The organism is Inquilinus limosus, assembly GCF_051487185.1.
In the GTDB taxonomy this organism is placed as follows: Bacteria; Pseudomonadota; Alphaproteobacteria; order DSM-16000; family Inquilinaceae; genus Inquilinus; species Inquilinus limosus_F.
In genome coordinates, this window is record NZ_JAHVDK010000008.1 from 34,586 (window position 1) to 51,040 (window position 16,455).

A 16,455-nucleotide genomic window follows, 5' to 3' on the forward strand; every position below is an offset into this window, starting at 1 on the left:
CCGATGACCGACGCCACCATCGGAACCCTTCCGCCCCCGCCCGCCAAGCCGATCAAGGGACGCAGCCTGTGGCAGGACGCCTGGCGGCGCCTGCGCAGCAACAAGGCCGCCATCGCCTCCGCGGCGATGCTGGCGGTGATCGCCATCGCCTGCCTCATCGGCCCCTATCTCCTGCCCTGGGGCCTCGATGACGTCGACTACACCGCCTTCACGGCGCCGCCGACCTTCGCGGCCGCGGCCGACGGCACGGCCCCGCATTATTTCGGCACCGAGGCCAACGGCCGCGACCTGCTGGTCCGCACCCTCTATGGCGGCCAGATCTCGCTGATGGTCGGCATCGTCGGCACCCTGGTCAGCCTGGTGATCGGCGTGGCCTACGGCGCCACCTCCGGCTTCCTGGGCGGCCGCGTCGACAGCATGATGATGCGCATCGTCGACGTGCTCTATTCGCTGCCCTTCATGTTCTTCGTGATCCTGCTGATGGTGTTCTTCGGCCGGCACATCTTCCTGATCTTCGTCGCCATCGGCGCGGTCAACTGGCTGGACATGGCGCGCATCGTCCGCGGCCAGACCCTGTCGATCAAGCGCAAGGAGTACATCGAGGCGGCGCATGCCTGCGGCGTGTCGAGCTGGGGCATCATCCGCAAGCACGTGATCCCGAACACGCTCGGCCCGGTTATCGTCTACATGTCGCTGACCGTGCCGCAGGTGATCCTGCTGGAGAGCTTTCTGTCCTTCCTCGGCCTCGGGGTGCAGGAGCCGATGACGAGCTGGGGCGTGCTGATCTCCGAAGGCGCCCGCAGCATGACCATCGCCTGGTGGATGCTGGTGTTCCCGGCCGCCTTCCTGGCCGTCACCCTGTTCTGCCTCAACTTCATCGGGGACGGGCTGCGCGACGCACTCGACCCGCGTGACCGCTAAGCCCATGACCGCAACCCTCGTGACCACCCCGACCCCGATGACCGGCACCGTGGCCGCCCCGGCCACCCAGACCGAGACCATCCTGGCGATCCGCAATCTCGTCACCCGCTTCCAGACCGGCGACGGCGTCGTCGCCGCGGTGAACGGCATCTCGCTCGACATCGCCGCCGGCGAAACCCTCGGCGTCGTCGGCGAGAGCGGCTCGGGCAAGAGCCAGCTGTTCATGTCGGTGATGGGGCTTCTGGCCGCGAACGGCCGCGCCACCGGCAGCGTCCAGTACCGGGGGCAGGAGATCCTGGGCCTGCCGCCGGCGAAACTGAACCGCTTCCGCGGCTCGAAAATGTCGATGATCTTCCAGGATCCGATGACGTCGCTGAACCCCTACCTGACCATCGCCCGGCAGATGACCGAGGTGCTGGTGCAGCACAAGGGGATGACCCAGGGCCAGGCGCTGAAGCGCTCGATCGAGATGCTGGACCTGGTCCGCATCCCGGAGGCGAAGCGGCGCATCGGCATGTATCCGCACGAGTTCTCGGGCGGCATGCGCCAGCGCGTGATGATCGCCATGGCCCTCCTGTGCCAGCCGGACCTGCTGATTGCCGACGAGCCGACCACGGCGCTGGACGTCACCGTCCAGGCGCAGATCCTGGACCTGATGCGCGACCTGAAGCGCGAGTTCAACACCTCGATCGTGCTGATCACCCACGATCTCGGCGTCATCGCCGGCCTGGCCGACCGGGTGATGGTGATGTATGCCGGAAACGTGGTCGAGACCGGGTCGGTGCGGGACATCTTCTACAACCCGCAGCATCCGTACACCGAAGGCCTGCTGCAGAGCATGCCGCGGCTGAACTCCGACCGCCATGCCGAGCTGCCGTCGATCGGCGGCCAGCCGCCGAACCTGCAGGACCTGCCGCCCGGCTGCAACTTCCAGCCGCGCTGCCGCTACGCCCATGCCCGTTGTCTGACCGAGGAGCCGGCGCTGCTGCCCTGCGGCGGCGAGGCCGGGGCCGGGCTGCGGGCCAAGGCCTGCCACCTGATCCAGCTGCCCCTGACCGAGGCCGACCGCACCGTGATCGAGGCGGATCGCGCCGCCCGGACCCGTCATTGAGGCCCGCGCCATGACCGATACCCTGCAGACGACCGACCGTCCGTCCGACGGCAAGACGATCCTGTCGGTGCGCGACCTGCGTGTGCATTTTTCGATGCCGAAGCGGCATCTCTGGTCCGGCCACCGCGACACGCTGAAGGCGGTCGACGGCATCAGCTTCGACCTGAAGGCCGGCGAGACGCTGGGCATCGTCGGCGAATCCGGCTGCGGTAAGTCGACCCTCGGCCGCGCCGTGCTGCAGCTGATTCCGCCGACGGCGGGCCAGGTGGTGTGGATGGGCGAGAACATCGCCAATCTCGACAGCCACGCGATGCGGGAGAAGCGGCAGGACCTGCAGATCATCTTCCAGGACCCGCTGGCCTCGCTGAACCCGCGCATGACGGTGGGCGAGATCATCGGCGAGCCGCTCGACGTGTTCGAGGGCAAGCTGAGCCGGAAGGAGCGCCGGGCCAAGGTCGAGGAGATGATGGGCCTGGTCGGCCTGCGGCCGGAGATGATCAACCGCTATCCGCACGAGTTCTCCGGCGGCCAGGCGCAGCGCATCGGCATTGCGCGGGCGATGATCCTGAACCCGAAGCTGATCGTGTGCGACGAGCCGGTCTCGGCCCTCGACGTCTCGATCCAGAGCCAGATCGTCAACCTGCTGATGCGGCTGCAGCGCCAGTTCGGCCTGTCGCTGATCTTCATCAGCCACGACCTGTCTGTGGTGCGCCACATCAGCCACCGGATCATGGTGCTGTATCTCGGCAAGCTGGCGGAGATCGCCGACCGCGACGACATCTACGAGCATCCGCGCCATCCCTACACCCAGGCGCTGATCTCGGCGGTGCCGCTGCCCGACCCGGATGCGGAGCGCGCCAAGAAGCGGATCGTGCTGACCGGCGACCTGCCGAGCCCGCTGAACCCGCCGACCGGCTGTTATTTCCGCACCCGCTGCCCGAAGGCGCAGGACCTCTGCGCCCAGGTGGCGCCGCAGCTGATGGATGTCGGCAGCCCCGGCCACCAGGCCGCCTGCCACTTCTGGGACACGCCCACCCCGGCGCGGCGCGAGGAGGCGGCTTAAGGGGCTTGCGTCATCGGCGCTGCCCCCGCTGTAATCGGGAATGCCAGCAGCCGAGGCCGCCGCATGACCGACATTCCGGCGATCGACCTGACCCCGCTGCGCCTCGGCGGGACGGAGGGGCTGCGGGCGGTGGCCGGCGCCCTCGGCCGCGCCTGCCGCGAGGTCGGCTTCTTCGCCGTCGCCGGCCACGGCATCGACCCGGCCCTGGTCGACCGGGTCTTCGCCGCGGCCAAGGATTTCTTCGGCCGGCCCGCGGCCGAGAAGGTCGCGCTGTCGATCACCCGCTCACCGCACAATCGCGGCTATGTCGGCATCGGCACGGAGACGCTGGACGAGACCAGGCCCAGCGACCTGAAGGAGGCCTTCAACATCGGCCTCGACCTGCCGGCGGACCATCCCGAGGTGGTCGCCGGACGGCCGTTCCGCGGCGTCAACCTGTGGCCGGAGCTCCCCGGCTGGCGCGAGACCATGCTGGCCTATTTCGACGCGGCCTGGCGCCTCGGCCGGCTGCTGCACCGCGGCTTCGCCGTCGATCTCGGCCTCGCCCCCGATTATTTCGACAGCCGGCTGGATGCGCCAATGGCGATCCTGCGGCTGCTGCACTACCCGCCGCGGCCGGGCACCGTGGCGCCGGGCCAGATGGGTGCCGGCACCCACACCGACTACGGCAATGTCACCATCCTGGCGACGGACGGGGTGGCCGGGCTGCAGGTGCGGCGGCGGGACGGGGTCTGGCTGGACGCGCCGCCGGTGCCCGGCGGCTTTCTCTGCAACATCGGCGACTGCCTGATGCGCTGGACCAATGATGTCTATGTCTCGACGCCACACCGCGTGCAGCCGCCGGAGCGGGAGCGGATTTCGGTCGCCTTCTTCCTCGACCCCAATCCGGACGCGCTGGTCGAGGCCTTGCCGGGCTGCGTCGGCGCCGACCGGCCGGCCCGTTATCCGCCGGTGCTGGGGGCCGACTATCTCAAGTCGCGGCTGGACGCCACCTACGCGCATCGGGCGGCCGGCGCGCCATAGAAAAAGGGCGCCGGAAGCCGGCGCCCTTCGAATGCTCTCTGTCCCGGAGGATCAGGCGGCCGCGGCCAGGGAGGCGGCGACGGTCGTGAAGTGCTCGACGATCGAGCCCTTGAACGCCTCCATGTCGAGGTCGTCGCGGCCGGTGATCAGGTTGCCGTCGACCACGACGGTGCCCTCGGCCAGCTTGGCGCCGGCGGCCTCCAGCGTCTCGCGGACGCTGTCATTGGTGACCACGGTGCGGCCCTGCACCCGCTCGGACAGCGCCAGCAGCTGCGGCGCGACGCCGAGGGCCGCGATCGGCTTGCCGGCATCGGCGAAGCCGCGGAGGATGCGCTTGGTGTGCGGGTTGGCGGCCAGCTTGGCCACGCCGCGCTCGCCGCCCGGAATCAGCACCGCGTCGAAATCCGCGGCCAGCGCGTTCGACAGCGGCACGTCGACAGCGAAGTAGTGGCCCCACGCCTTCTCGTGCCAGCCATTGACCAGCCCCTGCTCGGTCGAGACGATCTTCAGGGTGGCGCCGGCGGCGAGCAGGGCCCGCTGCGGCTCGGTCATCTGGATTTCCTCGAACCCGTTCGACACCAGGATGGCGATCGTCTTGCCGGCGAGAGGCTTGTCGTTCTGCATGTATTATTCTCCCTTGCTGAAGCCGGTCCCGGCGGATCCCCTCCGGACCCACATGGTTGCCTTCAGGACGCGCAACGCGCCGTCCTGCGCTGCGGATCGCGATATCGCGGGCAGCGGCGAAACCATGCCGGGATGGTGATTGAATTCGACCGTAGAAGTGGCGGCGCCAAGGACGAAAGTCAATGCCGGACACCCATCGCATGGGTGCATTGCACAATGCTGGGGCTCGCCCCGCTTCCCGACCCCGGCCGGCCCATGCAAAACCGCCGCCCCGGAGGGCGGCGGTCGGAGTTCAACGTTCGGTGAGGCGCCGGTCTTGAGTGCCGGCGCTCGCGGATCACCGCGACGAAACAGTCGGTGTCAGGCCGGCAGACCGGAGGTTGCCGACGCCGCTCGATCCGACGCACGCCCGATGAGGGCGGCCGCGGAGATCATGTTCACCGGAGCGCTAGACATCGGATCACCTCCTTTCGTTTGTTGCACCTGCGATAAAAGTCGGATGAGTGGCTGGTTCTGTCAAGTGCGAGCCGCGGTCAGTCGGCCTGGCCGGCCGCGACATTGACCGCCAGGGCCAGGATCACGGTGTTGAAGAAGAAGGACAGAATGCCGTGGCCGAGGGTCAGCCGGCGCATGTAGGAGCCCGTGACCTGCACGTCGGAGACCTGGGCCGTCATGCCGATGACGAAGGAGTAGTAGAGGAACTCCCACACCCGGATTCCACATTGCCGGAGGGTGAGATGTTGGGTTCGCCCAAGGGCGAACCCAACCTACGAAGCTTCAGCCGAACCGCTTGGCCAGCCGCCCCAGCGCCTCGTCCAGCACCGAATCCTGCTTGGCGAAGCAGAAGCGGACGACGGTCGAGAGCGGCGCCTCGGCGTAAAAGGCCGAGAGCGGGATGGCGGCGACGCCGACCTCCTCGATCAGATGCCGGCAGAAGGCCTGGTCGTCGCCGCTGAAGCCGGTCGAGCCGATGTCGAGATTGACGAAATAGGTGCCGCCGCAGGGCAGCACCCTGAGGCCCAGCCGCGCGAGGCCGGCGGCGAAGCGGTCACGCTTGCCCTGCATCTCGACGACGAGGCTGGCATAGTAGTCATCGCCCTTGGCCAGGCCATAGGCCACGGCCGCCTGCAGGTTCGGCGGTGTCGTGAAGGTCAGGAACTGGTGCGCCTTGCCCAGCAGCGTCGCCAGGGCCGGGGCGGCGGTGACGTAGCCGACCTTCCAGCCGGTCAGCGAGAAGGTCTTGCCGGCCGAGCCGATCTTCAGACAGCGCTCGCGCATGCCTGGCCGGGCGATCAGCGGCTGATGCTTTTGGCCGTCGAAGACCAGATGCTCGTAGACCTCGTCGCAAATGACGTAGGCGCCGGAGCCCTCGACGAATTCGGCGAGGAGGTCGAGCTCGGCCGCGCCGAAAACCTTCGCCGCCGGGTTCAGCGGGTTGTTGAACAGCACCGCCTTGGTCCGCGGCGAGAAGGCGCTGGCCAGGGCATCCCGGTCGAAGGACCAATCGGGCGGCGTCAGATGCACGAATTTCGGCACGCCGCCGGCGCGCCGCACCAGCGGGAGGTAGGCGTCGTAGAGCGGCTCGAACAGCACCACCTCGTCGCCCGGCTCGATCAGCGCGAACAGTGCCGCGGCCAGCGCCTCGGTGGCGCCGGAGGTGACCACGACCTCGCTGTCGGGATCGACCTCGAGCCCGTAGAAGCGCCTCTCATGCGCCGCCACGGCCTGGCGCAGCTCGGGCAGGCCCAGCATCGGCGGGTATTGGTTCCAGCCGTCGGTGACGGCGGAGGCCGCGACCCGCAGCACGTCCTCCGGCCCCTTCCCGTCCGGGAAGCCCTGGCCGAGATTGACCGCGCCGTGCTGCCGCGCCAGCCGGGACATGACCTCGAACACGGTGGTGCCGAGGCCGGAGAAGATCGCGTTTCCGGGCTTCATCTCGTGACGTGCGCCGCTCGTGTCAGTGCCGGGTGATTGCGGATTCGTCGAAATCCTCGCCCTCCGGCCCTTCCTCGACCACGTCGAGCATCTCCTCGAACCGGTCGAGCAGGTCCGAGTAGTCGCGATTGGCCCGCAGGAACTTGCGGAACGCCTTGTCGTTGCGGATGTCCTCGTCGAACCAGGCATCGGCGGCGCGCTGGTGCTCCGGATGGGCCGAGAGGTGGTAGAAGGCCGCCTGCTCGACGCTGGTGATCTGCGGCTCGTCCAAGATCTCCAGCACCGCGCCGACATAGGTCGGCAGCCCGGTCAGGAAGGCGATCTCGTTCGCGGCGGCGGCCAGCTCCTCCTCGTCCAGCGGCGCCTCCGGCGCTTCGCCGGCGGCGGCCGCGGCAGCCTGCGCCGCCTCCTCCATCTTGCGGATCTCGTCGCGCAGAGCCGCGAAGTCGCTGTCGTCGCCGATCAGCGCCTCGTTCGGCGAGCCGCCGATCGCCGCCTCGATCGCCAGCAGCGTGTCGAGCAGCTTGCGCTTGCGCACCACCCAATTGGCACCGCTGCGGACGTCCTCGGCGATCGACCGCAGCCGCGCCTGCTCCTCCGGCGCCATGTCGGCGAGCAGCGATGTCTCGGGTTTGGCTATGGCGGTCACGATGCTCGTCCTTCTGTTGCGGGCCGCACCCTAACACAGCAGCCTCAACACAGCAGCCCCGCCGATGGCGACGCTTGACCCCCGTCGGGCCTGTGCCTATCTGGACCGCACGATGGCCAAGTTCCCGATCCTGATCGCCCCCGATCCCCGTCTCAAGACCAAGGCGAAGCCGGTCGCCGCGGTAGACGACCGCGTCCGCAAACTGACCGACGACATGCTGGAGACGATGTATGCCGCGCCCGGCATCGGCCTGGCGGCGCCGCAGATCGGCGTGCTGGAGCGGATCATCGTCATCGACGTCGCCGGCAAGGACGAGCCGCGGGCACCGCTGCGCCTGATCAACCCGGAGATCACCTGGGCGTCGGAGGAGATGCAGACGGCCGAGGAAGGCTGCCTGTCGCTGCCCGAGCAATGGGCCGAGGTGGCGCGCCCGGCCGAGGTCAAGGTCCGCTACCTGGACGAGGCCGGGGCGACGCAGGAGAAGCACGCGACCGGCCTGCTGGCCACCTGCCTGCAGCACGAGATCGACCATCTCAACGGCGTGCTGTTCGTCGACCATATCTCGGCGCTGCGCCGGAACATGATCCTGCGCAAGGTCCAGAAGTGGAAGAAGGAGCACGCGTCGTAGCGGCGCGGGCGGCACGACCCGGCTCGGATCAGGCGGCGCGCGGCCCTTCCCGCAGCCCCTCGCGCATTGCCTCCTCGCCGTCGCGCAGCGCCAGGACATAGGCCGGCAGCGCGGGCGATGGCCCCCGCCAGCCGAGCGCGGCGGCGATCTCCGCGGTCGGCACCGTGCCGCCGCGGTGCAGGAAGGCGGCCTTGACCACCGCATGGGCGGCGACGGCGCCGCGCGTATCCTCGAAGCCCTGCTCCAGATACAGCCACTTCTCGTCCCAGCCGAGCAGTCGGCTGCGCAGCCGGTAGCCGGCGAAGGCGGCGAGCGAGCGACGGTAGCGGATGGTCGCCGCACCCAGCACCGGCATCCAGCGCCGGCGGCGGATCGTGCCGGCCAGCCCGGCGCGCAGCATCAGGTCGAACCGGCCGAGGTCCATGACCGTCAGGTAGCGGCCGTTGTTCATGTGCAGATTGAGGTCGAGATCGTTCGGCCAGACCCGGAACCGCAGCACGCTCTCGTCGAGCAGCCCGATCCGCCGGCCGAACAGCGCCGCAACCACGACCCGGATGAGGCGGAGATAGAGGTTCATCGGGTCTCCTCGCCCATTCCCCTACTCTCCTTTGCCATGCCCGGGCTTGACCCGGGCATCCAGAAAGCGTCGACACCCTCTGGATTGCCGGGTCAAGCCCGGCAATGACAGAAGAGAGGAACCCAGGCGTTCTGCTTAGAACGCCTCGGCCTCCAGAGCCATCAGGGGCGCCTTGCCGGCCATGATCTGGATGAACAGCGAGTTCGTCTCCGGCAGCATGCGCTGGATGAAGAAGCGCGCCGTCTTCAGCTTGGCGTCGTAGAAGCCGGCGCGGTCGCCGGCCTCGGGCGCGCGCTGCAGCGCCAGCTTGGCCATCCGCGCCCACATCCAGCCCAGCGCCACCAGGGCGAACAGCTTGAGGTAGTCGGACGAGGCGGCGCCCGCCTCCTCCGGGTCCTTCAGCCCCTTCTGCGCGATCCAGGCGGTGGCCTGCTGCAGCTTGCCGAAGGCCTTGGCCAGCGGACCGACGAATTCCAGCATCGCTGCATCCTCCGCCTCCTCCCGGATGAAGGCGTCGACCGGGTGGAAGAAGCTGCGCAGCAGCCGGCCCATGTCCTGCGGCATTTTGCGGCCGACCAGGTCGAGCGCCTGGATGCCGTTGGCGCCCTCGTAGATCTGGGCGATGCGGGCGTCGCGCACGAACTGCTCCATCCCCCATTCGCGGATGTAGCCGTGGCCGCCCAGCACCTGCTGGGACCGGTTCGCCACCTCCGACCCCATGTCGGTGAAATACGCCTTCAGGATCGGCGTCATCAGCGACACGAAGTCGTTGGCGTTCTGCCGCACCGCCGGGTCCGGGTGCTTGGTGTAGAGGTCGATGTTGATACCGACCAGATAGGCCAGCGCCCGCGCACCCTCGGCGAAGGCCTTGCCGGTCAGCAGGTTCTTGCGCACATCCGGATGGACGATGATCGGGTCGGCCGGCTTGTCCGGCGCCTGCGGGCCGGCCAGGGAACGGCCCTGCAGCCGGTCCTTGGCGTAGGCGGCGGCGTTCTGGTAGGCGACCTCGGCGATGCCGAGCCCCTGCAGCGCCACGCCGAGCCGGGCGGCGTTCATCATCACGAACATCGCCCGCATGCCCTTGTGCTTCTCGCCGACCAGCCAGCCGGTGGCGCCGTCGAGATTCATCACGCAGGTGGACGAGGCCTTGATCCCCATCTTGTGCTCGATCGAGCCGCAGGCGATGCCGTTGCGCGAGCCCGCGACGACCGCCCCGCCCTCCTCCTTCGGCAGGAATTTCGGCACCACGAACAGGCTGATGCCCTTGATGCCGGGCGGGGCGTCGGGCAGCCGCGCCAGCACCAGATGGATGATGTTCTCGGTCAGGTCGTGCTCGCCCGCCGAGATGAAGATCTTGGTGCCGGTCAGGCTGTAGGCACTGTCATCGCCGATCGGCTCCGCCTTGGTCCGGATCAGGCCGAGATCGGTGCCGCAATGCGGCTCGGTCAGGCACATCGTGCCGGACCAGGTGCCGTCCGCCAGCTTCGGCAGGTATGTCGTCTTCTGCTGCTCGTCGCCATAGGTCTCGAGCGCGTTGTAGGCGCCCTGCGACAGGCCAGGATACATGCCGAAGGACATGTTGGCGGAGGACAGCACCTCCTCGATCACAAAGTTCACCGCCTTGGGCATGCCCTGGCCGCCATAGGCCGGGTCGGCGGACAGTCCGGTCCAGCCGCCTTCGATGAAGGTGCGGTAGGCCTCCTTGAACCCCTTCGGCGTGTAGACGACGCCGTTCTCGAAGCGGCAGCCCTCCTCGTCGCCAGGCTGGTTCAGCGGCGCCAGTTCGTTCTCGGCCAGGCGCGCCGCCTCCTCCAGGATGGCGTCGATGGTGTCGGGCGTCGCCTCCTCATAGCCGGGCAGCCTGGCGAGCTGGCCGATGTCCAGCAGTTCGTGCAGCACGAAGCGGATATCGTCGAGCGGGGCCTTGTAGCTGGGCATCTCTCGTCCTCTCAGTTCCGCAGCGGCTTGCCGGTCGTCAGCATGTGCTCGACCCGGGCGATGGTGGCGGGGGCGCGGACCAGCTCGCCGAACATCTCGCGCTCCAGCGCCAGCACGTCGTCCTCGGTCAGCGTCTCGGTGATGTCGGTGTCGCCGCCGGACAGCACCGTGGCCAGCTTGTCCGAGACCACGATGTCGTGCGGTGTCGCCTTGCCGCTGCGGGCCAGATCGGCGACCGCGAGGTTCAGCGCGGTCCGGGCGGTCGGACCGGGCAGGCGGATCTCCTCGGCCGGCTTCGGCGGCTGGTAGCCTTCGGCCAGCGCCAGGGCGCGGGCCTTGGCGTCGGCCAGCAGCCGGTCGCGGTTCATGGTGATGCCGTCATTCGGCCGGAAATACAGCAGCTCCTTCGCCTCGAAGGCCGACTTCGCCACCTTGGCCGTGCCGATGGTCTCGAACACCTGCGCAATCGGCGGCATCGGCCCGCCGGACCGTTTGGCCTGGCCGTAGGCGCGCAACAGCATCTCCTTGCAGCCGCCCCAGCCGGGGATCAGCCCGACGCCGACCTCGACCAGGCCGCAATAGGTCTCGGCATGGGCCTGGATCGCGGTCGAATGCAGCAGGATCTCGCAGCCGCCGCCCAGCGCCATGCCGGAAGGTGCGGCCACGGTCGGGAAGGGTGCGAATTTCAGCGCCTTGTAGGCGTCCTGGCCGCCCTTCACCAGCGCCTCGATCTGCGGCCACAGCGCGATGTTGATGCCGAACAAAGCGAGGCCGAGATTGGCGCCGACCGAGAAGTTGGTGCCCTCGTTGTAGATCACCATCGCCTTGTACCTGGACGCGGTAATGCGGATCGCCTCGCCCAGGAGGGCCATGGTCTGGTCATCGAGGCTGTTCATCTTCGAGGTGAACTCGAAGCAGGTGACGCCGTCGCCGATGTCCCACAGCGCCGCCGAGCCGTTCTTCGCGATCGGCTTCGCGGTGCGTTTGATGTCGGCCAGCAGCAGCACGCCTTCGGGCCGCACCACATCGGCATAGTCGCCGGCGGTGGTCAGGTATTGCAGTTTTCCGTCCTGCACCCGATAGAAGCTGCGGCCGCGCGCGGATTCCAGCAGCTTCGGCACCGGCTTGCCCTGGCTTTCCAGCCAGTTGATCAGCCAGTCGGTGCCGACCTGGTCGATCAGCTCGAACGGGCCGAAGCTCCAATTGTAGCCGAGGCGCATCGCCTCATCGACCGCGACCACAGTGTCGGCGATCTGCGGCACCAGCCCGGCGACGTAGGACAGGGTCTGACCCAGCACCCGGGCGGCGTAATGGCCGGTCCTGTCGTCGAAGGCGACCAGCGCCTTCAGCCCGCCCTGCCGCGCCGCCTCGACGCTGTCGAGCTTCGGCTTCTCCGACTTCGCCCAGGCGCCGGTCTTGAGGTCGATGCTCTCCTTCACCCGGCTGCCGTCGGCGCCCTTGCTGAGGCGGTAGAAGCCGCCCTTGCCCTTGCGGCCGGTGTAGCCCTTGGCGATCAGCGTCTCGACCAGCGGCTCCGAGCGGTGGATCTCGCGGTAGGGGTCGTCCGCCGGCAGGGTCGCCAGCAGGCTCTTGGCGATATGCGGCATCAGGTCAAGCCCGACCAGATCGATCAGCCCGAACACGCCGGTCTTCGGCACGCCCATCGGCCGGCCGACCACCGCATCCGCCTCCTCCACCGTCAGGCCGAGGTCGAAGGCGCCGTTGACCGCCGCCTGGATCCAGTAGGTGCCGATCCGGTTGGCGATGAAGCCGGGCGTGTCCTTGCAGTCGACCACGCCCTTGCCGAGGCGGAGATCGGCGAAGCCGCGGATGCCCTCGACCAGCGCCGGGTCGGTCTCCGGCCCCGCCACCAGCTCCAGCAGGCGCATATAGCGCGGCGGGTTGAAGAAATGGGTGATCAGGAAGCGGCGCCGGAACGCCTCGGACCGGCCCTCGGTCAGGATCGCCAGCGGGATGGTCGAGGTGTTGGAGGAGACGACCGCCCCCGGCTTCATCACCCGCTCGATCCGGGCGTAGAGGTCCTGCTTGACCTTCGGGTCCTCCAGCACCGCCTCGACGATCCAGTCGCAGCCGGCCAGCTTGTCCAGGTCGTCCTCGGTGTTGCCGGGGGTGACCAACCGCGCCGCCGCCTTCGACATGAAGGGCGCCGGATCGGCCTTGGCCATGCGCGCCAGGGCGCCCTCGGCGACGACGTTCCGGTTCGTCGCATCCTTCGGCACGATGTCGAGCAGCAGCACCGGCACGCCGGCATTGGCGAAATGCGCGGCGATGCCGCTGCCCATCACGCCGGCGCCGATCACCGCGACTTGCTTGATGTCCATGGTTCAGCTCCCCGATCGCCCTTCCCTCACCCCCATCGTCATCCCCGCGAAAGCGGGGATCTCATGAACACCTGGACGAGATTCCCGCTTGCGCGGGAATGACGAGAAAGGGGTAGGGTGGCGCAGAAATCGTCAGAAGGTCAGGCCGCCTCGAGCACCGTGGCGATGCCCTGGCCGCCGCCGATGCACATGGTGGCGAGCGCGAGTTCCTTGCCCTCCCGCTTCAGGATCGACGCGGCCTTGCCGGTGATCCGCGCGCCCGAGGCGCCGAGCGGGTGGCCCAGTGCGATGGCCCCGCCGTCGATATTGGTCTTGTCCCAGTCGAGCTCGAGGTCCCGGCCGACCGCCAGCGCCTGGGCGGCGAAGGCCTCGTTCAGCTCGACCACGTCGATATCCTTGAGCGACAGGCCGGCGCGCTTCAGCGCCTTGCGCGTGGCGCCGACCGGGCCGATGCCCATGATCTCCGGCGCGCAGCCCGACACCGCGATCGACTTGATCCGGGCCAGGATCGGCAGGCCGTTGGCCTTGGCGAAGGCCTCGCTGGTCACCAGCGTCGCCGAGGCGCCGTCGGTCAGCGGGCTCGACGTGCCGGCGGTCACCGTGCCGTTCTGGTCGAAGGCCGGCTTCAGCCCGGACAGCGCCTCCTGGTTGGTGTCGGGGCGGATGGTGCCGTCGCGCTCCACCGTGCCGTCCCTGGTCGCGATCGGCACGATCTCGGCAGCGAAGCGGCCCTCGGCCCAGGCCTTGGCCGCGCGCTGATGCGAGCGGATGGCGAAGTCCTGCTGGCTCTCGCGGGTGATCTGGTACTTCACCGCCAGGTTCTCGGCGGTCACGCCCATGTTGAAATAGGCGCCAGGCATCTCGGCCGCGAGGGTCGGGTTCGGCGCCGGGTTGAAGCCCATCATCGGCACCCGGGTCATGCTCTCGACCCCGGCGCAGACGAAGGCCTCGCCCGCGCCCATCTGGATCGCGCCCGCGGCCTGGTGGATCCCCTGCATCGACGAGCCGCAGTAGCGGTTCACGGTGACGCCGCCGACCGACTGCGGCAGCCCGGCCAGGAACACGACCATGCGGGCCATGTTGAAGCCCTGCTCGCCCTCCGGGAAGGCGCAGCCGAGGATCAGGTCCTCGATCGCCTCCGGATCGACCTTGCTCTCCGCCACCAGCGCCTTGACGACGGCGGCGACCAGGTCGTCGGGCCGCACCCGGCGCAGCCCGCCCTTGTTGGCGAAATGATGCGGCGACCGCTTGAACCCGGCGATGACGACGCTCTTGTCCATGGTGGTCTCAGGCTCCTCAGATTTTTTCTTGTCGCGGGCCGCGCCCGCGGATGGATGGGCGGCTCAGCCTTCCGGCAGCGCGCCTTCCCGCTTCAGGAACGTGACGATCTCGGCCTCGATCCCCTTCAGGTCCTCGATCGTCTGCTGCACGTCGACGAGCTGGGTCTCGAGGGCGGCGCGCCGGGCCCGGGCGCGGCCGAGAAAATAGGTCATCTGCTCGACCTGCCCGTGCTCGCGGTCGTAGAGGTCCAGGAACTCCTTGATCTCGGCCAGGGAGAAGCCCAGCCGCTTGCCGCGGCAGATCAAGGCCAGGCGGGCCCGGTCGCGATGGCTGTAGATGCGGGTCAGCCCGGCCCGTTCAGGCGACAGCAGGCCCTCGTCCTCGTAGAACCGGATGCTGCGGGGGGTGATGTCGAAGGCCGCGGCGAGTTCGCCGATCGAGTAGCTGCGCTTCTCGGTCCCCGTCTTCTCCCTGGCCTCAGCCTCCATGGCGCCTCGCCTCCGCCTGCGTTGCTGCATGCCGTTTACGTAAACGTAAAGTACCGCAGCCGGAGGTTCGGGTCAATCGGAAGCGGTCAGGTGCCGGTGCGCGCCGCTGCCTCCGCCATGCCCGCGGCCGCCACCTTCGCCGCCTCCTCTTCCAGCACCGCCTTGCGCGACAGCTTGCCGATCAAGGTCTTCGGCAGCGGCTGGTCACGGAACTCGATCTGCTTCGGCATCTCGATCGGCGACAGCTTGTCCTTGAGGAAGTCGACCAGGCCGTCGGCGGTCAGGCTCTGCCCGGCGCGCAGCTTGATATAGGCCTTCACCGTCTGGCCGCGATAGGCGTCCGGCACGCCGGCGACAATGCATTCCTCGACCGCCGGGTGGAGGTAGATCGCCTCCTCGACATTGCGCGGGTAGACGTTGAAGCCGGAGCACAGGATCAGGTCCTTGATCCGGTCGACGATGAAGATGTAGCCGTCCTCGTCCATGGTGCCGACATCGCCGGTGTGCAGGCGGCCGCCGTACAGCGTCTCCGCCGACTCCTCCGGCCGGTTCCAGTAGCCCTTCATCACCTGCGGCCCGCGGATGCAGACCTCGCCGCGCTCGCCGGTCGGCAATACGGTGGTGCGGTCCTCCAGCGACACGATCTCGACGATCGTCTGCGGCAGCGGGATGCCGATCGACCCCTCCTTGTTGATCCCGAACAGCGGATTGCAGGTCGCGATCGGCGAGGCTTCCGACAGGCCGTAGCCTTCGACCAGCTTGCAGCCGGTCGCCGCCTCGAAGGCGTGCTTGACTTCGACCGGCAGCGGCGCCCCGCCCGAGATGCAGCGCTTCAGCGAGGACAGATCGTATTTCGCGCGCTCGGGGAAGTTGGCGATCGCGGTGTAGATGGTCGGCACCGCCGGGAACAGGGTCGGCTTCTTCTCGTGGATCGTCTTCATCACGGTCTCGAGCTCGAAGCGCGGCAGCATGATGATCTCCGCCCCCGCCCAGATCGCCAGGTTCATCGCCACGGTCATGGCGAAGACGTGGAAGAAGGGCAGCACGGCCAGCATCCGGTCCTGGCCCGGCACCATGCCCTCGAACCAGCAGCCGGCCTGCACCGCGTTGGCGTAGAGATTGGCGTGGGTCAGCATCGCCGCCTTCGGCGTGCCGGTGGTGCCGCCGGTGTATTGCAGCACCGCCAGATCCTCCTCCGGCGCGATCGGCACCGGGGCGAAGCGGCCGTCGTTGCGGACCAGGTCGGCCCAGCGCAGGTGGCGGCCGTCCTGCGGCACCTTCGCCACTTCGCGCCGCTTGACGATCGGGAACAGCAGGTTCTTCGGGAAGGGCAGGACGCCCGCCATCGGGCAGACAAGGATCCGCTTCAGCACGGTGCGGCCGAGCAGCGGCACCAGCTTGCCATGCAACTGCGCCAGGTCGAGCGTCACCATCAGCTCGGTGCCGCTGTCGTCGATCTTGGTGATCAGCTCGCGCTCGGCGTAGAGCGGGTTGAAGTTGACCACCACCGCGCCGCATTTCAGCAGCGCGAAATAGCAGATCACGTAATAGGGGCAGTTCGGCAGGAACAGGCCGACCCGGCTGCCCTTGCCGATCCCCGCCGCCTGAAACCCCTTGGCCGCGCGGGCGACCAGGTCGCCGATCTGGCCATAGCTGAGGGTCTTGTCCATGAAGGTGGCGCAGGGGCGGTCGCCGAACCTCGCCACCGCGTCGTCGAGAATGGCGTAAAGTGGCCTCGGCTCGATCGGCTCATTCCAGTGGATGTTGGGCGGGTACAGCTTGGCCCAGGCTTGCGGGCGCTCCGAGGCATACGCCTCCGTCATATCGGTCTCCCCAGGGTCCTTTATCGGCCGCTCAGCGACCTTGTCCGGCGAT

Annotated in this window: 15 protein-coding genes; 5 read left to right on the plus strand and 10 right to left on the minus strand. The window is 68.5% G+C overall.

The window, feature by feature from the left end:
• The first annotated feature begins 3 nt into the window (after positions 1-3).
• The 4 genes from KXR53_RS10915 to KXR53_RS10930 all read left to right on the plus strand — a co-directional run bounded on the left by KXR53_RS10915 (position 4) and on the right by KXR53_RS10930 (position 4,118).
• Positions 4-921: an ABC transporter permease subunit gene (locus KXR53_RS10915; RefSeq protein WP_437375162.1), complete on the plus strand. Its 918-nt coding sequence runs from the start codon at positions 4-6 to the stop codon at positions 919-921.
• A 4-nt stretch (positions 922-925) separates the two neighbouring features.
• Complete coding sequence (locus tag KXR53_RS10920) at positions 926-2,032, plus strand: ABC transporter ATP-binding protein (protein WP_437375163.1); 1,107 nt, start codon at positions 926-928, stop codon at positions 2,030-2,032.
• Between the two features lie 10 nt (positions 2,033-2,042).
• Entirely contained in the window at positions 2,043-3,095 is a 1,053-nt protein-coding gene (locus tag KXR53_RS10925) for an ABC transporter ATP-binding protein (protein WP_437375164.1), read from the plus strand.
• A gap of 63 nt (positions 3,096-3,158) precedes the next feature.
• Entirely contained in the window at positions 3,159-4,118 is a 960-nt protein-coding gene (locus KXR53_RS10930) for an isopenicillin N synthase family dioxygenase (protein ID WP_437375165.1), read from the plus strand.
• A gap of 51 nt (positions 4,119-4,169) precedes the next feature.
• On the opposite strand, the gene KXR53_RS10935 is transcribed toward KXR53_RS10930, so the two are convergent.
• From KXR53_RS10935 to KXR53_RS10950, 4 genes are all read right to left on the minus strand, one after another.
• Positions 4,170-4,742 (minus strand): DJ-1/PfpI family protein, encoded by a 573-nt coding sequence (locus KXR53_RS10935; RefSeq protein ID WP_437375166.1) that lies wholly within the window; start codon positions 4,740-4,742, stop codon positions 4,170-4,172.
• Between the two features lie 533 nt (positions 4,743-5,275).
• The gene (locus KXR53_RS10940) at positions 5,276-5,452 is read right to left on the minus strand and encodes a DUF1345 domain-containing protein (protein ID WP_437375167.1); all 177 of its coding nucleotides are present in this window, start codon (positions 5,450-5,452) and stop codon (positions 5,276-5,278) included.
• 67 nt (positions 5,453-5,519) lie between these two features.
• Entirely contained in the window at positions 5,520-6,677 is a 1,158-nt protein-coding gene (locus KXR53_RS10945) for an aminotransferase (RefSeq protein ID WP_437375168.1), read from the minus strand.
• Between the two features lie 22 nt (positions 6,678-6,699).
• Positions 6,700-7,326, minus strand: coding sequence for a hypothetical protein (locus KXR53_RS10950; protein ID WP_437375169.1), 627 nt, complete (start codon positions 7,324-7,326; stop codon positions 6,700-6,702).
• 112 nt (positions 7,327-7,438) lie between these two features.
• Between KXR53_RS10950 and def the strand changes: the two genes are divergently transcribed.
• Positions 7,439-7,954, plus strand: coding sequence for a peptide deformylase (gene def, locus KXR53_RS10955; protein ID WP_437375353.1), 516 nt, complete (start codon positions 7,439-7,441; stop codon positions 7,952-7,954).
• 28 nt (positions 7,955-7,982) lie between these two features.
• Here def and KXR53_RS10960 read toward each other — a convergent pair whose 3' ends face one another.
• The 6 genes from KXR53_RS10960 to KXR53_RS10985 form a co-directional block, all read right to left on the minus strand.
• The gene (locus KXR53_RS10960; protein WP_437375170.1) at positions 7,983-8,531 is read right to left on the minus strand and encodes a thioesterase family protein; all 549 of its coding nucleotides are present in this window, start codon (positions 8,529-8,531) and stop codon (positions 7,983-7,985) included.
• 135 nt (positions 8,532-8,666) lie between these two features.
• Positions 8,667-10,469, minus strand: coding sequence for an acyl-CoA dehydrogenase C-terminal domain-containing protein (locus KXR53_RS10965; RefSeq protein WP_437375171.1), 1,803 nt, complete (start codon positions 10,467-10,469; stop codon positions 8,667-8,669).
• An 11-nt stretch (positions 10,470-10,480) separates the two neighbouring features.
• On the minus strand, positions 10,481-12,811 hold the full coding sequence (locus tag KXR53_RS10970) for a 3-hydroxyacyl-CoA dehydrogenase NAD-binding domain-containing protein (protein WP_437375172.1): 2,331 nt from the start codon (positions 12,809-12,811) through the stop codon (positions 10,481-10,483).
• 140 nt (positions 12,812-12,951) lie between these two features.
• Positions 12,952-14,091, minus strand: coding sequence for a thiolase family protein (locus tag KXR53_RS10975; protein ID WP_437375173.1), 1,140 nt, complete (start codon positions 14,089-14,091; stop codon positions 12,952-12,954).
• Between the two features lie 63 nt (positions 14,092-14,154).
• Complete coding sequence (locus KXR53_RS10980) at positions 14,155-14,580, minus strand: MerR family transcriptional regulator (protein WP_437375174.1); 426 nt, start codon at positions 14,578-14,580, stop codon at positions 14,155-14,157.
• A gap of 86 nt (positions 14,581-14,666) precedes the next feature.
• Positions 14,667-16,403 carry a long-chain-fatty-acid--CoA ligase gene (locus KXR53_RS10985; RefSeq protein WP_437375175.1) on the minus strand — a complete coding sequence of 579 codons (1,737 nt, stop codon included), beginning with the start codon at positions 16,401-16,403 and terminating at the stop codon, positions 14,667-14,669.
• Positions 16,404-16,455: the final 52 nt, after the last annotated feature.